The following is a 16,245-nucleotide window of genomic DNA, read 5'->3' as shown; positions in this document are numbered from 1 at the left end:
CCACTACGCTCCCCCCGAAGGCCCGGGCAGAATTTTTTCCGCCACCTTGTCCCATTTCGGCTTCATGCGGGCCGTAAAATTTTTGAAGCGGGCCGGGCTCCAGATTTCCATCCAGCGGGAAACCCCCAAAACCATCGCCTCGCCGGAAATTCCCGCGTCTTTCAGAAACTCGGCGGGAATCAAGATTCTCCCCTGCGCGTCCGGGGCGACTTCTTGAGAGTTGGCATAAAGGTAGCGGGCAAAATCCCGGAAGGCCCCTTTGGTGAAGGATTGCCCGGAAAGATTTTTTTCAATCCCCTCCCACTCCGACTCCGGATACAGAACGAGGTAGTCCCCGAAACCGGGGGAGAGGTAAAATTTCTCCCCTCCCCCCTTTCGCAGCTTGGCGGGGATGGCCATGCGTCCCTTGTCGTCCACCGACGTGCGGTAGTTCCCGGTATATCCGGCCATACGAAAAAAAGCTTCTCTTTCCTTTCATCCGAGACCTTCACGTCCGGAAAGGTCCAATTTTTTCACTTCTTTTAAACCCGCCCTAACGCTTTCGCTTTACCACTTTTCCCCACTTCCACCCAAAAAAATCCACTCCATATTATTCCTCCCCACTTCCCTTGTCAAGAAAAATCTCGGTTTTTTGCAAAAAATTTTTAAGAAAAGGAGGACAAACGCCCTCCGGAATGAAAACGAAACGGCAAGTTGCTTGCTTAGTGCTTTTTTGAATGTGAAAAAAAGAACTTAGCGGCGGAATACGAAAGCGGCGACCGCCCTACCGAGTGCGGTCAGCAAAACAAGCGGCCATAGGAATAGTAGCAAAAGCTTTTCAATTGGATTCGACCATTTCCAAAGGTAGTGGAAGAACCCGAAATGGGAGGAAAAGTAAAAACGTGCGCCCATTTGGCGGGTGGAGCCGCCTCGCCGGTGGAAAAACTTAGCTTCCGGAACGAAGGCAATGCGGAATCCGGCATCTTTTAACCGGCGGCAGAAGTCGACATCCCCGAAAAAGACGAAAAACCGTTCATCCAGCCCGCCGATTTTTTCAAAAACCATCCGCCGTATCAAAAGCGCGGAAGCCATCGGCTGCTCCACATCCCGAAAATTTTGGTGGTCAAACCCAGGCATCTTCCAGCGATTGAAGAAGGATTTGGGAAAAAGAAATGCCAGGCCGGTCATTTGGAAAATCAAATCGGACAAAGTTGGCAGCCGGCGGCAGGAGGGCTGAATGCTGCCGTCCGGATTTAAAAGTTGGGGAGCGACGGCGGCAAATTCCGGATATTGGTCAAGAAATTGGGCCAATTTCTGCAAGTCATTCGCCTCAAACCAAATATCGGGGTTGGCAAAAAAAATCAACTCCCCTTTTGAAGCCTTGATACCTTGGTTGTTGGCGGCCGACCAGCCCAAATTCTGTTCATTTCGAATAAGTTGCGAAGCCCTTTTCCATTTTTGGACAACCCCTACGGAGGAATCGGTGGAATAGTTATCGATAAAAATAAATTCAAACTCCACCGAAGGAAGTTGTTCCAAACTTTTTAGGAAATCGGGCAACGAATCGGCAGAGTTGAAGGTGACGCAGACAACCGAGATTTTCGGGCTACTCATTTCGGCGGTAAATAGTGGCCGGAACGGCTTGAAGGACGGCGGTATAGTTGTCGGCCAGCGGTTTGGGCCAAACGGCGGAAACGGTTCCGCCGGTGACGACCCATTTTATTTTTTTCTGCGACAGAAGGGAATCGACGCCGGCGGAATCAAGAATATGGTAGGTCATCTTTTCTTCGGCGGTCAACAAGTGGGCGACATCCAACCCCACCGTCTCCGTTCCCTTTGGCAGTTGCATCCCTGACAGAACAGCGTACCCCGGCCATTCGGAAAAAACCGTGTCGGTTGGAGTTCCGTTTTCCCGCAAATACTCAATAACCGGCTTTACACTGGACAACAAATACTGCCTGTCGCGGGGGCGCTGGCCAAAAAGAAAAATGTAGGCGATGAGCGCCAGCGAGAAGAGATGGGCGGCAATGAGCCCCCGGCGGAATAGGGGTGAGAATGGCTCCCTCCCTCCTTCCAGCAATCGATTTACGCCAAAGCCGGCCAATAACACAAGGTAAGGAACGGTCTGGACGTAATAGGCCAGCGGGGACGGAGTTGTGGAAAAGAAGGTGAGCACAAGCGCCGTAAATAGGGCGGTCATTAGGAGAATTTGGTTCTTTCGGTGATTGTCATCTGTTTGAAAAAAAGCGGGCACCGCGCCGGCGGCCAATAGGAGGAGAACGGAATTCTGCGGAAAGAGGACGAACTTGGCCAAGCTGGCGAGCCGGTCCAAAAAATCGAACCGACCCCCCTCCATCACCACCCGCACACCCCATAGATAGTGGTAGGTCAGGTTGTCGAAGATGAATCCACCCGGCTCGCGCAGGAAAAAGTAAAGAGAAAATGAAAAAGTGGCGCAAAAACCGAAACACCAGTACAGAATCCTTTCCGTTCGCGGCTTTTCTGCGCGGAAAAGCAGGTAAAGAAAAAATACGACTGGGGGAACCAGCATAAAACCGCGCAAGTTGGCGGCCATTCCGACGGCCAACCCGCTGAAAAGATGGCCGGCCCAGCTCCTCGCTTCAATCAGAAACCAAAAAGACAAAATAACAAACAAATCGGCCCAAGCGAGCGGCTTGGCGACTGAGTGATTGGCCAAAAGCAAGCCGTGAAGCATCCAAAAACCCCAGAGAACGAATCCGATTTTTTCGTTCCACAACCGCCGGGCTATCAAAAAAAGCAAAACACCGATAAACAGGGATGGAAGGGCGGAAACAATTCGAGATACAAACAAACTTGCCCAGCCCCAACCAGAGAAGGGAGCCAATAAATAGGGAAAACAGGGTGGATGGACATAGGCGAAATCCAGATAGGGGTGATTTCCAGCGGCGACTTCCCTAGCGGCGGAGACGTAAAGCCCCTCGTCGGCATCGATAAGCCGAAGGAACATAAAAATTGACAAGAAGGTAACGTGCAGAAGAATCATTACAAAAATTTTTCTGCGGAGCGACCAATTCTGCCAGAAATTCATTTCAGCCGGGACTCGATGAAATTCGACAGCCGTTCGGCCTGCTTATCCCAGCCGAACGGCGCGCGCAAAGTTTCGGGAAGAGCGGGCAAAGAACCCTTCTCCCATTGTTGATAGTAATACTCCAGCTTCTCGACAATTTCCTCTTCCCGGCTACAAAGCACGCCGACCGGATATTGCGCCAAAAATTCGGCCACTGCTCCTTTCTCCGTGGCGACGGCCAGAACCGGCCTGCCCAAGCCAACATATTCGAAAAGTTTGGCGGGAGTTGTTAAACGGTATTTTTCCTCCGGGGACAAGAAAAGGAGCAAAACGTCCGCTGCGGCAAGCCTTTCCAAAAGAAGACGATGCGCAAGATAGCCGGCAAGTTCGGTTTCCCCGGCTAAACCGAGTTCCTCCACCCATTCGGTGACCGCCAAGCCGAGGGTTTTTCCGGCCAAAAACAGCCGGAAACTTCTTTTTTTCTCTTTTTTCCAGCGGGCCAGCGCCTGGAAGAATGAAAGCGGGCTGGTGGCCGGGCTTAAGGTTCCGCCGTAGGCCAGCGTGAAAAGCTTTTGCGAAGATGCCGGAGTGGGAACTTTTAACTCCGGATCGAAGCCGTTGAAGACGGTGGTCACTTTGCCCTCTCCTACCAAGGAGGCAAGAAAATCCTTCAAGCCGTCGTTGACCGCCGTTACTCCGCCGGCGGCGGACAGGAGCCGTTTCAGCTTTTTTTGCCGTCTTTGCCAGGGGGTGGAGCTCTCCCCCGGCGCTTCCACCTCCCAAGGGTCGCGGAAGTCGGCGAACCAGCGGACCTCGTTGGTCTGTTTGAGCCAGAGCCCGGCCAGATGGATGGAGGGAGGCGGGGAGGTCGTCCAAACGACCGCAATGGAGAACTTTTCAATCAGGCGGCACCCCTTGGCCCAGAGAAACGGCACACAGCCGAGTTTCGAATCCCAAGGCAATTTTTCAGAGAAGGAGCGGAAGCCCGCATCCGTTCTTTTTTTCCGCCCCATTAAGTAAGATACTCTTGCCGGGTCCAGCGAACCGGCGCGGAAAATGGGAATTTCTTTGGGAAAGGTTTCGAGAAGGGTTGAATCCGTTTCCCAATAGGAAACGGGTTTTACGGTCAGCACATAAACGCGCCAACCCAGCCGGTGAAGATATTTGGCCAATCCGAGCGGCCGCTGGATCCCGGCCATTCCAAGCGGCGGGAAATAGTAGCTGATGACGAGAATCGACCGGTTCATTAATGTTTCCCCGCCAGTTTCAAAAAGGCCTCCTCCACGTCGGCCATATTATCCTCCCATACCGCCCGGGCGGAGACACGCTCGAAAGCCCGCTCGCCCAGCCGCATCCGCAGTTCCGGGTCGTCTAAAAGTTTGCCGATGAGAAAGGCCAGCATTTCATCATTTTTCGGGACGAAGGTTAGTCCATTCTCCATAACCGTAATCCACTCGGAATTGCCGGGGATTTCGGTCACTACGCAGGCCAGCTTCGAAGCCATCGCCTCAAGCAGCGAAACGGAGGTGGAATCGGAAAGGGCGGTGGAAACGTAGATGTCAGCCTCCAGCATCATTTTGCGGTAATCGGATACCGAAAGCTCCCCCAGAAATGAGAGCCGGTTGGCGACTCCCAGCCTGGAAGCCAGTTTTTCCAGCTTAAATTTCTGCGAGCCCGTTCCGATAATTACCGCCTGCCAATTGGGGGCGGATTTTGACCGGGCGAGCGCCCGAATAAGAGTCTCGACATTGTACAGTTTTTCCAGCCGCCGGCAGGAAAGAATCGTCAAATTTTCCTTCGTGCCTGATAAGGCTCTTTTTTCCCCTTGCTGCACAAAAGCCCGCTCCACCCCCATCGGGCGGGAAAGAAGTTTGTTCTTGTTCACGCCGAGGTACAAAACCTCGAGCGCCGACGCTTTCGAATCCGCCAAAACCAGACCGGCTTTGGAAAGGGAGTGGGAGGCGCGCCATTTGTGCAGAAAGCTTTTGTGGGGGGAAATCAGAACGTCCGATCCCCAAGTGGTGATGGCCAGCGGCCGGGCACCGGCCAGGGCACTGATGAAACCGTAGTTGGGAACAAAGTGGGCATTGACCAAATCAGGCCCGAGTTTGGCGATCTCTTTTTTGAGCTCCCGCACAAGCGAAAGATAGCCCAAAACCCGCCCCGGCAGGCGTGGAAAGAGGCGGCGGTAACCGGGAATTTCCTCCTTGGGCGGCTCGGCCGACCAAGCGAAAACCTCGTGCCCCCGGGCGGCAAAAAAACGAACCCAGCGGATGAAGTGAATACTATGGGCATCCCCCAAAAAAAGAATCTTCACTTCCGGCCCCGGACTTTTTCGAAAGCGGAGCGGAGCTTTCGTTTCAGGGGCGACGCATGGCCGTATTCAAAGACCGTCTTTTTCTCCCCACCCATCCGCTCTTTGAATTCGAGGGCACCCTTTGCTCCTTCGGGCGTCTGACCGAAACCGGCTTCCTTGAAACCGTTCTCCAAAGCCCAAGACAGGATTCCATCCATCAGGAAATAGCCGGGGCGATCCTCTGAAAATCGGGGGTCAAAGCCGGTATCCCAGAAAACGATTTTATCCTTGAAAAGAAAGCAAATTTGATAGGCCGCCAGAACTCCATTTTTGCGGGCGCAAAACCAGGCGGCCCGTTTGGATGGAATCAAAATGGCGAAAAGATTTTCAAAGAATCGTTTTGTATAAAAATCTTTCTCCGCTCTACGGCCGGAAAAAGCGAAGAACTCGGCCAGCGTTTCTTTATTTTCCAGCCGGTCCAAGAAAAACCCGGCCTGCCGCGCGTGTTCGATATCCTTGCGGGCCGAGCGGGAGAGCTGGGCGCCGTAATCCGGCGTTAGGATCAACGAGTGGGTGAAATTGGTTTTGGAAGAGAAACCAAGCGCAACCAGCGCCGGCGTTTCCTGCTCGGCAGAGACCATCAGCCGTTCCGTGCGTGGATGTCTTGCGAGTTTCAGCCATTCGGTGTACAGGGCGCCCTCCAGGCCGGATTCTGTGGAAATCACGCCGCCGTAACTGCCCATGGGCATGGAATAGTAGTTATCCAGCCCTTTGCGCGCCCGGACGAACGGTAACCCGGCACGGTAGCTCCCGTCCGGGGCGACATCGACCAGAAAGCAGCTTTTAAAAAACGAATAGCTCTCTTCCCAGAGCTGGGCCCATTCAGCGGTGTGGAAAAAAGTGGCGGAAGGGGCGGCTGCCAAAAGTTTTTCCCACTTCGGCCGTTCCAGCTCGGAAAGTTTGAGAAGCCTAATCAACTTAAAACTGCCGGATAAGGGCCAATTTGCCGGTGAAACTTTTTTGGCCGGGGACGTGCACCAAGAAAAGATAAATGCCTGAAGCGACATATTTTCCCTGTGAGTTTTTTCCGTCCCAAAAGTCGGCCTTTTCCAGCCGCCGCACCTCCTCCCCAGCCGTGGTGTAGATGTGCAGCCGGGCCTCCAAGGGGAGCCGGCGAAAATAGACCCGCTCGCTGCCGGTACGAATAATAAAGGGATTGGGGAACGCCTCAACCGCCGAGGGGGGCACGGTTTCCTCCAAAACCTGTGTGGAGAGACGCGAAAGCCCGCCGGTGGTGCCAATCCAGAGGTAGCCCGTTTTGGGGTCGAAGTCCATATCGTTAATCAAGGGAGCCACGAGGCCGGAGTTTTCCGGCGTGAAGGGGCCGAAAATCTCCCCTTCATGAGTGATTAAAACCAGCCCGTTGGTCATGCCAATCCACTTGTTGTTGCGCGGGTCCACCACGATGGAGTTCACCTGCCCCACCGGCGGCGGCAGGGGGACGGTTTCGAAGATGCTGAAATCGGCATTGAAACGGGAAAGCCCCAGCCCGGTGCCGGCCCACAAAGTTCCCTGGCGGTCGACTGCAATGGCGGTCACCCGATTGTCTAAAAGAAAATTATTCTCCTTGTTGTAATAGGTAAGCACCGTATCACTCAGGCAAATCTCGAAGGGAAAGACACCACGGCAAATTAAAGAGTCCAAGTTCAAATCCGCCACGCCGGCTGTGGCGCCAGCGGTCTTGAAGGCAATCCAGATATGATTGCCGAAGGGATACAAGGCCACGATGTCGCTGGAAACAAGACTATCTGTCCCTTCGAGCCAGACGGTTTTACTGAATGTCGTAAAAGTTCCCCCAGGTCTACGCACTACCAAACCCGGGCCAACCGTATCGAGGCGCACGTTCGGAAACCAGACGTTGCCGTAATCATCCACGGCGGCATCCGTGACAATAAGCGAAGGGTCGCTGGATGTGATTCTTCGGAAGGGTGAGTTGGTGGAATCGTAGCGGGTGATGCTGTCCGGAGGAAAACCTAAACCCCAGACAGCCGAGGCCCCCGCTCCCCAGAAGCTGTACCACTTGTTGCCGGCTTGGTCGATGTCGATGCCCCAGGCCTGTCCGGCAATTTGCGGATAGATGGCCGGGTCGAGAATCGTCCAGTTTAAACCGTCAAACATTGAGGCACCGTACCGGTCGTTGGCGCACCAGATTTTTCCGCCGGCATCCACCGCTAAATCGTCAAAATAATTTCCGGGCGGCCCCAAGGGGCGGTAAATGGACCAGAAACCGCCCCGCCAGCGGGCAAACCCCTTCCCGCCCGTGCCGGCAAAGAGCTGATTTTGGGAAGTCACAAATAATGCGGGAAAAACGCGGGCGCCCTCTACCGTGTCGCTGCCCAGAAGAAAGGCGCCGGTCGGCGTGACTCCCGTCAAACCAAACTGAAAAGACGCATACAGCGTGTCAGCGAAGGCTGCCATTGTGGTGACAAACCCGAACGAATCGACTTCCGGCCGGAAACGCCGAAAGCGGCCGGAGTCGGGAACAAACGAATAAATTCCTTTTATAGTCCCAACCAAAAGGGTGTCCTGAAAATTCAAAAGTGAATAAGAATCTTCATGATTCAAGCCAACATTGCTGCTGCGGCGGAAGCTTAGCCAGCGGGCCGGATCCAGAAGATTGGGATCGTTTTTATACCCGCACGCCACCCCCTGCGGCGTGGCGGCCCAAATGGAGTCGCGGAAAAGCGTGAGGGAGCGCACGGGCGTTTCGATATTGATGGTACCGAGCCGGCGGTAAATTTCCTTCATTTCGCCGCCGTTCCGCTCGGTAAGGAACAAGGCCACCCCGATGTCCGTTGCAATCCAGAGCCGATCTGAGTCCGGCAGGATGGCGGAAAGCTTGAGCGCCCGGCCATCCGGCGCCATCATCGGATAAACGGTAAAACGATTGCGGGCCAATTCAAACTTGGTCAGGGTGCCGTTGTCAGCCCCCGCCCAGACGTTCCCCCTTCCGTCGGCGGCCACCGACAAAAGGAAGTTGCCTCCCAATCCTTCGGCGTTGGTGTAAACCTGGCGGCTTTCGGTTACGGGGTCAAAGCGAGCCAATCCGCCGGTGGTGGCGACCCAGAGATAGCCGCCGGAATAGGCAAAGCCGCGAACGTCGTTCGTATTTGTGTAGTTTTTCCACTCGCCGATGACGAAAGCAAATGCGGCGGAACAGGTCAGAAGTGAAACCAAAAAAGACAAGCCGAACGTTTTTTTCATCATGCTATCCCAAACCGGCGCTTAACATATCCCTGCGCAAGCGAGAGAACAGCCAGAAGCGAAACGACAAAACAGCCCTGCGGAAAAAAGTCCCCCCAGCGGGAATAGAAAGTGATTTCCTGCCTCAACGGAATTTCGGCCATCACGATTTGCTTTTTGAAAAGTTCTCCCTCGGAAATGACCCGGCCGTACGGGTCGAAGGCGGCCGAGATGCCCGAATTGGCGGCGCGCACGAGCGGGACCCGGTTTTCCACTGCCCGGAATAAGGCAATCCGCTCGTGCTGGTAGGGGCCGTTCGTGCGGCCGTACCAGCCGTCGTTGGTGATGCCCACCAAAAACTTCGCCCCTTTCAAAACAAACCGCCGCACCAAATCGGGAAAGACCACTTCGTAACAAATCAGTGCGGCGTACGGGCCGAAGGAAGATTGCAGGAGTAGAATTGAATCCCCCGGGGTGAAATCCGCCTGCCCTACGTGAATGTCTTTCAAAACACGCACCCGACCGGAGAAAGGAATCGTTTCGCCGAATGGCACCAGGTGCAACTTGCTGTATGGAATGGACGGGACGCCCGAAGTGTCAAAGTGGTAGGCCGAGTTGTAGTAGAGATATTGGTTCGGGCCGAGCGTGCGGTAAGCCAGCGTCCCCACCAGCATCTCCTTTTTGGCCACCTGCGCCATCGCCATAACTTGATACAAATAGTTCGGCTCCTGGAGCAAATAGCAGGGGGCCGCCGTCTCCGGCCAGACCAGAAAATCGGCCCCCGCCGCGGCGGCCACAAAGACCAACTCCCGGTAGGTGTCAAAACTTTTTTGGGTAAAAGCGGCATCCCATTTGCTCCAGCTATCGATATTTCCCTGTAAAAGCGCAACTTTCATCACCGATTCGTTCCTCGCATTGGCCAAAAGCCGTGCCCCATACACGCCCGGCGCAAGCCAGAAAAGAAAGGCGGCGGCAAAACCGAGCCAGCGCTTTTTGCCTGCGTTTTCAAAGGCGAAAAAAATCAGCAAATTGAGACAGACAATCCAAAAGGAAAGCAACGTGTCGCCGGCAAAAGGCAAAAGCTGCAGCCAGGCGGGATAGTAACTTTGCGTATAGCTCAAGTTCGTCCAGGGGAAAGCGAGTTCTCCCAAGGTGCGAAAGTATTCAAGCGCAACCAGCAAAAACGGCAGAAGCAGATAAGCTTTCCATCCCCAGCGTTTTTTTGAAAGCCCGAAAATCCAGAACGGCACGGCCCAATAGAAGGCCAGAATCAGAATCATTGCAACCGTACCCGGAAGAGTCACTCGCCATGTCCAGAAAAGAGCGGTGGCGTTGAAAGCCAATCCAAACAAGTAGGCCAAGTAAAGATGCTGTTTGGGTGTTTTGTTTTTCAGCGCATACAAAACCGGAACCAAAACAAAGTAGGCCAGAAAACCGGTTGAGAACGGCGGATAGGCCAAGGTCAGAAGAAGACCACCAACAACAGCCAGGAGAGAATCTCGCCGGGTAATACCCGGTCTCGTTTCTAAAGCAGGGGCGATATCAGGGGGAAAAGTCAATACTTCAGTCATTGGCCACAAGGGTTCGGCCGGTCATCTCTTTGGGCTGGGGGAGCTTCAAGAGTTCAAGAAATGTGGGGGCAATATCGGCCAGAATTCCGCCGGAACGCAAAGAAAGGTGCTTTTCCGGCGCCACAAGCGTGCAGGGAACGGGATTGGTGGTGTGGGCGGTGTGCGGGCCGTTCGTTTGATAATCCCACATCGTTTCGCAGTTACCGTGATCGGCGGTAATCAAGGCCGTCCCGCCGACTTTCGTGACTGCTTCCATTACCTTGCCGACGCTGGCGTCAACGGTTTCAACGGCCGCGATGGCCGCCTTCAGAACACCCGTGTGTCCAACCATGTCAGGATTGGCATAATTTAGAATAATTACATCGTACTTTTTTGACAGAACGGCCTCCACCACTTTTTCAGTTACTTCCGGCGCGCTCATTTGTGGCTGCAAATCGTAGGTCGGCACTTTGGGGGAGGGAATCAGGATTCTATCTTCACCTGGATGGGGCTTTTCGTTCTGGCCGTTGAAAAAGAAGGTTACGTGGGGGTATTTTTCCGTCTCGGCGATGCGCAGTTGCCTCCTCCCCGCTTTGGATAAAACCTCGCCGAACAGGTTGGTCATCGTCATTTGCGGAAAAGCCACGGCGGCTTTTAATCGGTCATCATAATGCGTGAGCGTGTACAAATCGACACGCGGCCTTTTCACCACCCCTTCCACAGGAACATCTTTTTCCGTAAGCATAAACGAGAGCTGCCGTCCCCGGTCGGTGCGAAAGTTGAAGAAGATGACTTGGTCGCCATCAGTAATCAAATTGGGCTTTTTGCTTTCCACATAAATCGGCTCCATAAATTCATCGGTCGTCCCCTTGGAGTAGAAATCTTTGACCGCGGCCACCGGATCTTTGGTTTTCTTCCCTTCGCCGTTGACCAGCAGGCGATATGCCTTGGAAGTTCTTTCCCAACGTTTGTCCCGATCCATTCCCCAATAGCGGCCGGAAACGGTGGCGAGTTCTCCAACTTGTTCCTGACGGCAGAAATCCACGACCTGCTGGATGAATCCCGCGCCGGAAGTGGGGGGGCAGTCCCGGCCATCCAGAAAGGCGTGGACAAAGACATCCGGTACGTTTTTCTGTTTGGCCATCCGCAATAGGGCAAAAAGATGTTCAATGGATGAGTGCACCCCTCCGTTGGAGACCAGACCAAGCAGGTGCAAACCGACCTTGTCTTTTTTGGTCTTCTCCATTGCTTCGACCAAGACAGGATTTTTGAAAAAATCCCCTTCTTCAATTGATTTGTCGATGCGGGTGATCTCTTGATAGACGATACGGCCGGCGCCCAAATTCAAATGCCCCACTTCGGAGTTCCCCATCTGCCCCTCCGGCAGGCCGACCGAGCGGCCGGAGGCGCCAAGCTGGGTATAGGGGTTGCCGTCGAATAGCCGGGCCAAGTTCGGCTTTTTGGCCAGGGTGACGGCGTTGTATTGGTCGGCTTCCCGGACTCCATAGCCGTCCAGGATGATGAGAATCAGCATAAACTAAGCGCCGCGCTGGAGCGAATCCCGTACGGCCAGAAACTTTTCCGGCTCATAGGGACAGCAAATGCGCAAAACGGGCCGGTCGGAGGAATCGGCAAACTCCACCACGGGATCCGGTTCCCCGCGTCCCAAATCCTCCTGCGTGAAATGAAGGGTTTGAAAACTGCTTGGGTTGATGTGCACCCGGCAGGCGCATTCCTTCAACTCCAGCAAAATTTCGTTCGGGTGAACGGTAAAGGTGATTTCTCCGCTCATGTTGACCGCTGCGCCGGAAGTTCCTGCCACAACCAAGACTTTTCCGAGCTCTTCGAGTTTTTTCAAAACCGGCTCCAGCCCGCTCATTGCAAAACCACCTCTTTTTTCCCGGCGGTAATTTCGCCGATGACCCAAAACTTTTCGTTCATCCCCTTCAAGTCCCGCAGCACGTCCTCCAACTTATCCTTGGCCACCACGGCAATCATCCCGATTCCCATATTGAAAACCTGGTGCATCTCCTCTTTGCTCACTTCCCCCGCTTTTTGGATAAGTGAAAAGATGGGGGGAACCTCCCAAGTGGAGGCGCTCACCACGGCAGAGGTCTCGAAGGGCAGAATTCGCACCAGATTTCCAGGTATCCCCCCGCCGGTGATGTGGGCGAGACCGTTTAATTTCCCTTGCAGAATCAAGGGGTGTAATAAATGAAAATACGAGCGGTGGACGCGCAGGAGCTCATCGGCCAAGGTCGTTCCGTTGTCGGGGAGAAAGCTGTCCAACCGGTAAAGACCGGAGTCCAGCAACACCTTGCGGGCAAGCGAATAGCCGTTGGTGTGGAGGCCGGAGGACGCGAGGCCGATTAAAATGTCCCCTGGAGTAATGCTCCGGCCGTCCAAGATTTTGTTTTTTTCCACAACACCGACCATAAACCCCGCCAAGTCGAACTCCCCATCGGCATAAAAACCGGGCATTTCGGCCGTTTCACCGCCCAAAAGGGGACAGTTGTGCTTTTTGCAGCCGCGGACTAATCCTTCCATCAAAACCTCCGCGGCGGAGGCATCCAATTTTCCCCAGGCCTGATAATCCATAAAAAACAAAGGAGCCGCGCCCTGTACCAGCAAGTCGTTGACGGAGTGATTGACCAAATCCTCCCCGACGGTGTCCAGTCGACGGGCGGCGATGGCCACTTTCAGCTTGGTGCCGACGCCGTCCGTGGAGGCAACCAAAACAGGCTCTTTGAAGTCCTTAGGAAAAGTCATCATCCCGCCGAAGGCGCCCACGTCCGCCAAAACCGCAGGCGTGCGGGTGGAGGCGACCAAAAGTTTGATTTTGTTTTTTACGGCGTCCGCCAGGGCGATGTCCACCCCCGCTTTTTTGTATTCACTCACAACAATCTCTGCCCGTTGATTTCCAGTTCGAATTTCATTTTCAAAAACTCCGCGGCCCGCCGACAGAAGGCCATACGGGAGAGGAAGATTTCAAAATACTCCATCACCTGCGAAATCGAGGTGTCGATTTTCAATTCGAGGGAGATAACCCCCTTGTCCTCCTCCACCCGCAAAAAGGAGGAAGTGGCCGCGTAGTTCACCCGGTCGTGGATATCCTCCTTGATGGAGCCGGTGGCGCGCACCCGGGAGCGGTGCACGTCCGATTTGTCCGCCAAAATCACGGCCGCGCCGATTTCATTCACCGGCTGTCCCCCCCGCTCTTCGTGGCTGCCAATGGCCGCCATAATTTCCAGAACCTCCTCTTTGGGCATATCCATATTGGACAGAATCCGGTAGGCCAAAAGGGCGCCCGTCTGGGCGTGATGGTCGCGGGTGACCACGTTGCCGATGTCGTGCAGATAGGCGGCGATGGAAGCGAGCTGGGCCTGGCGTTCGGTGCGTTTGAGACGGGTCATCACGTTGTAGGCGATATTGGCCACTAAAGCGGTGTGGCGCAACCCGTGTTCTGTATAACCAATGACCCCCAAGTAGCGATCGGCCATTTCGATAAGCAGCCGGACGTCTTCGTTTTTCTTGACCTCTTCAAGGGTTACCAGTTTTTCCTGGATAGCCATTTTTGCCATTCACTTAAACTACGAAAAAAGGGAGCGGACGGCAAGTTACGGGGATTTGATTACCCGAACACCTCCCAAACTGCGTCGGCATTAGACCAAACTTTGCGGGTCGACAAGGATGTCCAAAAAAACCGAATCGACTTTGTGGAAGCGCTGCCAGTCCTCTTTTAGCTTTTTTAATTCGGCAATAAGTTTCAAAATCTGGCCGGTTTTGAGGAGCACCTGCCAGCGGTAACGGTTGCGCAATTTGGCCAAAAAATGGGGGGCGGGGCCCAGCACTTCGAGCGGTTTGACACTCTTTGCCATTTCGGAAAGTTTTTGAGCCCAATTGGCGGCCGAATCGCGGGCGGCGTCTTCTTTTTTGGAAGAGAAAATGAGCAAAACGAGCCGCGAAAAAGGAGGATAAAAATGCCTTTTCCGCCCGGCGATTTCATTCTCGTAAAACTGCCGATAGTCGCTCGCGGCGACTTCCTGCAAGATCGGATTTTCCGGCTGGTAGGTCTGGATTAAAACCTTTCCCTCCTTGATGTGCCTTCCGGCCCGGCCGGCCACTTGGGTCAAAAGCTGAAAAGTACGCTCGCGAGAACGGAAATCGGGCAGATAGATATGGGCATCGGCGGAAAGGACACCAACCCAGTTAACCAGCGGGAAATCCAGCCCCTTGGTGACCATTTGGGTGCCCAAAAGCAGGTGGTATTTCCTGGCGGCGAAACCGGAAAGAATTTTGTGATACGCCCCGGCTTTGCGGGTGGTATCGTAATCCATGCGCGCCACGCCCAAATCTTTGAATGAGGCCAGGCCCTCCTCCACCCGCTGGGTGCCGGTGCCGCGGAAATCGAGCGTGGCACCGAGGCACTGGGGACAGACTGTCGGGGCTTTTTCCTTTTTTCCGCAAAGATGGCAGCGCAGCGTTAAATCCTTTTTGTGATAAGTGTAGGCGGCGTCGCAGCGGGGGCAGATGAAGACAAAGCCGCAGGAGGAGCAATGAACCCAAGAGGAAAAGCCGCGGCGGTTCAAAAACAAAATCGCTTGATTCCCTTCTTCCAGCGACTTTTTCAGGCTGGAAACCAGCGTGCCGGAAAGATTCCCGGCCAGAAGCGGTTTGGCTTCGCGGCGCAAATCAATGATTTCGAACCGGGGTAATTTCTGCCCGCCGAAACGTTCGGTCAACTCCAATAGTTTGTACTTGCCCGTCTGGGCGTGATAGAACGACTCGACCGAGGGCGTGGCGGAACCCAGAACGATTGGAATTTCTTCGATTTGCGCCCGCATCAAGGCGGCATCGCGGGCGTGGTAATAGGGCACCGCTTCGGTCTGCTTGTAGCTGACGGAATGCTCCTCGTCCACAATGATTAAACCAAGCTTTTCCAAGGGGGCAAAAACCGCCGAGCGGACGCCGACGACAATGGGATACGCCCCGGTGCGTACGGCCTTCCACGCTGCCGCTTTTTGGCCGGGGGTCAAGCCGGAGTGCAAGGCGGCGACCTGGTTTCCGAAGCGGGCCCGGAAGCGGGTGATGATTTGGGAAGCGACCGAAATTTCGGGCAAAAGAACGAGCGCCTGCCGCCCCTGTTTCAGAACTTCTTCGATGGAGGCGAAGTACACCTCCGTTTTACCGGAACCGGTGACCCCATAGAGTAAAAACGGCTCAAAGCGCCCGGCTCCAAGCGTCTCGCGGATGGTTTCGAAGGCGGTTTTCTGCTGGGCGGAGAGAACGAGCTCCTTTTTTTGCGGAAATACGGCCCGTTCCTCCTCCGATTTCTTTTCGAGTTTGACCAGTCCCCTTTGAGCCAGAGCGGAGATAGCCGTGCGGGAAAGGCCGAAGCGTTTGGCTAATTCGGCAAGCGGATGAAAGCCGGGGCGCTCCAGAAGGAATAAAAGCAGATGTTTTTTCTTTTCATCTTTGGCTGGAATTTCGGAAACAAGTTTTAAAAATTCAGCCGACGAGGATTCATTCTGAAAATCGAGGTTGGCGGAAAGGCACAAAACCTTTTTGGCGCCGGGACTCTCTTCCAGAACGTCGAAGCTGGCAATCCAGCCGCGGCGTGCAAAATCCAAAAGGTGCCGGTTCAAAGCCGCTTTGGGAAACCGCGAGGCGAGCTTTTTCAGTTCAACTTCTCCCTCATTGGCAAGAAAGAAGAAGAGTTCCTTTTCCGTTCTGAAGAGTTCGTCCGGAACGGGGGTGTCGGCCGGCAAAAGAAACTTTATTTTACGAAAGATTTTGCTTTGCACTTCCCCGGGCACCGCGGCGCGCAGGGCGGGGCCGAGAGGGCTGATATAATAGTCCGCCGCCCAGCGAACCAATGAAAGAATGGACGGCAAATAGGCCGGTTGTGAATCGATTACCTTTTCTACGGTCTTAATTCCCGGGGTGCGGGGGGCGTCCAAGCCGATGACTACGCCGATTTCTTTTTTGGAACCGAGCGGCACCACAACCCGGCAACCCAAAAGAACTTTGGGATCAACCCCCTTGGGTGCTTCGTAGCTTAAAGCGGGGCCGGCACGAAAGGGAAAACCGACTTCAAGCGGCATAAACAAAAAAGGCGGAGCGAGTCC

General features: G+C 54.3%; 13 protein-coding genes. All 13 read right to left on the bottom strand.

Annotated elements, in window-relative coordinates; all coding sequences use genetic code 11:
• Positions 1-3 precede the first annotated feature (3 nt).
• The 13 genes from VNL73_01755 to priA all read right to left on the bottom strand — a co-directional run bounded on the left by VNL73_01755 (position 4) and on the right by priA (position 16,221).
• Positions 4-450, bottom strand: coding sequence for a division/cell wall cluster transcriptional repressor MraZ (locus VNL73_01755; GenBank protein ID HXF48135.1), 447 nt, complete (start codon positions 448-450; stop codon positions 4-6).
• 282 nt (positions 451-732) lie between these two features.
• On the bottom strand, positions 733-1,593 hold the full coding sequence (locus VNL73_01750; GenBank protein HXF48134.1) for a glycosyltransferase family 2 protein: 861 nt from the start codon (positions 1,591-1,593) through the stop codon (positions 733-735).
• Positions 1,586-3,049 carry a glycosyltransferase family 39 protein gene (locus tag VNL73_01745; protein ID HXF48133.1) on the bottom strand — a complete coding sequence of 488 codons (1,464 nt, stop codon included), beginning with the start codon at positions 3,047-3,049 and terminating at the stop codon, positions 1,586-1,588. Before VNL73_01745 ends, VNL73_01750 begins: the two co-directional genes overlap by 8 nt.
• Positions 3,046-4,275, bottom strand: a complete 1,230-nt coding sequence (locus VNL73_01740; protein HXF48132.1) for a hypothetical protein — start codon at positions 4,273-4,275, stop codon at positions 3,046-3,048. Before VNL73_01740 ends, VNL73_01745 begins: the two co-directional genes overlap by 4 nt.
• Positions 4,275-5,345, bottom strand: a complete 1,071-nt coding sequence (locus VNL73_01735; protein ID HXF48131.1) for a glycosyltransferase family 4 protein — start codon at positions 5,343-5,345, stop codon at positions 4,275-4,277. Before VNL73_01735 ends, VNL73_01740 begins: the two co-directional genes overlap by 1 nt.
• On the bottom strand, positions 5,342-6,301 hold the full coding sequence (locus tag VNL73_01730) for a GNAT family N-acetyltransferase (GenBank protein HXF48130.1): 960 nt from the start codon (positions 6,299-6,301) through the stop codon (positions 5,342-5,344). Before VNL73_01730 ends, VNL73_01735 begins: the two co-directional genes overlap by 4 nt.
• Position 6,302: 1 nt before the next feature.
• Positions 6,303-8,591 (bottom strand): two-component regulator propeller domain-containing protein, encoded by a 2,289-nt coding sequence (locus VNL73_01725; GenBank protein HXF48129.1) that lies wholly within the window; start codon positions 8,589-8,591, stop codon positions 6,303-6,305.
• Complete coding sequence (gene lnt / locus VNL73_01720) at positions 8,588-10,138, bottom strand: apolipoprotein N-acyltransferase (protein HXF48128.1); 1,551 nt, start codon at positions 10,136-10,138, stop codon at positions 8,588-8,590. The genes VNL73_01725 and lnt overlap by 4 nt, the downstream gene beginning before the upstream one ends.
• Positions 10,131-11,651: a 2,3-bisphosphoglycerate-independent phosphoglycerate mutase gene (gene gpmI / locus VNL73_01715; protein HXF48127.1), complete on the bottom strand. Its 1,521-nt coding sequence runs from the start codon at positions 11,649-11,651 to the stop codon at positions 10,131-10,133. Before gpmI ends, lnt begins: the two co-directional genes overlap by 8 nt.
• Positions 11,652-11,654: 3 nt before the next feature.
• On the bottom strand, positions 11,655-11,996 hold the full coding sequence (locus VNL73_01710; GenBank protein HXF48126.1) for a hypothetical protein: 342 nt from the start codon (positions 11,994-11,996) through the stop codon (positions 11,655-11,657).
• Entirely contained in the window at positions 11,993-13,015 is a 1,023-nt protein-coding gene (gene purM / locus VNL73_01705) for a phosphoribosylformylglycinamidine cyclo-ligase (GenBank protein ID HXF48125.1), read from the bottom strand. Before purM ends, VNL73_01710 begins: the two co-directional genes overlap by 4 nt.
• Positions 13,012-13,689: an HD domain-containing protein gene (locus tag VNL73_01700; GenBank protein HXF48124.1), complete on the bottom strand. Its 678-nt coding sequence runs from the start codon at positions 13,687-13,689 to the stop codon at positions 13,012-13,014. The genes purM and VNL73_01700 overlap by 4 nt, the downstream gene beginning before the upstream one ends.
• A gap of 90 nt (positions 13,690-13,779) precedes the next feature.
• On the bottom strand, positions 13,780-16,221 hold the full coding sequence (gene priA, locus VNL73_01695; protein HXF48123.1) for a primosomal protein N': 2,442 nt from the start codon (positions 16,219-16,221) through the stop codon (positions 13,780-13,782).
• Positions 16,222-16,245: the final 24 nt, after the last annotated feature.

Source organism: Verrucomicrobiia bacterium (assembly GCA_035574275.1).
GTDB lineage: Bacteria > Zixibacteria > MSB-5A5 > DSPP01 > DSPP01 > DSPP01.
This window is presented reverse-complemented; position numbering and strand designations above follow the sequence as displayed.

What these genes read in the sequence shown, in the direction of transcription:
- VNL73_01755 (HXF48135.1), bottom strand. Translation starts at nt 450, where the DNA reads ATGGCCGGATATACCGGGAACTACCGCACGTCGGTGGACGACAAGGGA.
- VNL73_01750 (HXF48134.1), bottom strand. Translation starts at nt 1,593, where the DNA reads ATGAGTAGCCCGAAAATCTCGGTTGTCTGCGTCACCTTCAACTCTGCC.
- VNL73_01745 (HXF48133.1), bottom strand. Translation starts at nt 3,049, where the DNA reads ATGAATTTCTGGCAGAATTGGTCGCTCCGCAGAAAAATTTTTGTAATG.
- VNL73_01740 (HXF48132.1), bottom strand. Translation starts at nt 4,275, where the DNA reads ATGAACCGGTCGATTCTCGTCATCAGCTACTATTTCCCGCCGCTTGGA.
- VNL73_01725 (HXF48129.1), bottom strand. Translation starts at nt 8,591, where the DNA reads ATGATGAAAAAAACGTTCGGCTTGTCTTTTTTGGTTTCACTTCTGACC.
- lnt (HXF48128.1), bottom strand. Translation starts at nt 10,138, where the DNA reads ATGACTGAAGTATTGACTTTTCCCCCTGATATCGCCCCTGCTTTAGAA.
- gpmI (HXF48127.1), bottom strand. Translation starts at nt 11,651, where the DNA reads ATGCTGATTCTCATCATCCTGGACGGCTATGGAGTCCGGGAAGCCGAC.
- VNL73_01710 (HXF48126.1), bottom strand. Translation starts at nt 11,996, where the DNA reads ATGAGCGGGCTGGAGCCGGTTTTGAAAAAACTCGAAGAGCTCGGAAAA.
- VNL73_01700 (HXF48124.1), bottom strand. Translation starts at nt 13,689, where the DNA reads ATGGCTATCCAGGAAAAACTGGTAACCCTTGAAGAGGTCAAGAAAAAC.
- priA (HXF48123.1), bottom strand. Translation starts at nt 16,221, where the DNA reads ATGCCGCTTGAAGTCGGTTTTCCCTTTCGTGCCGGCCCCGCTTTAAGC.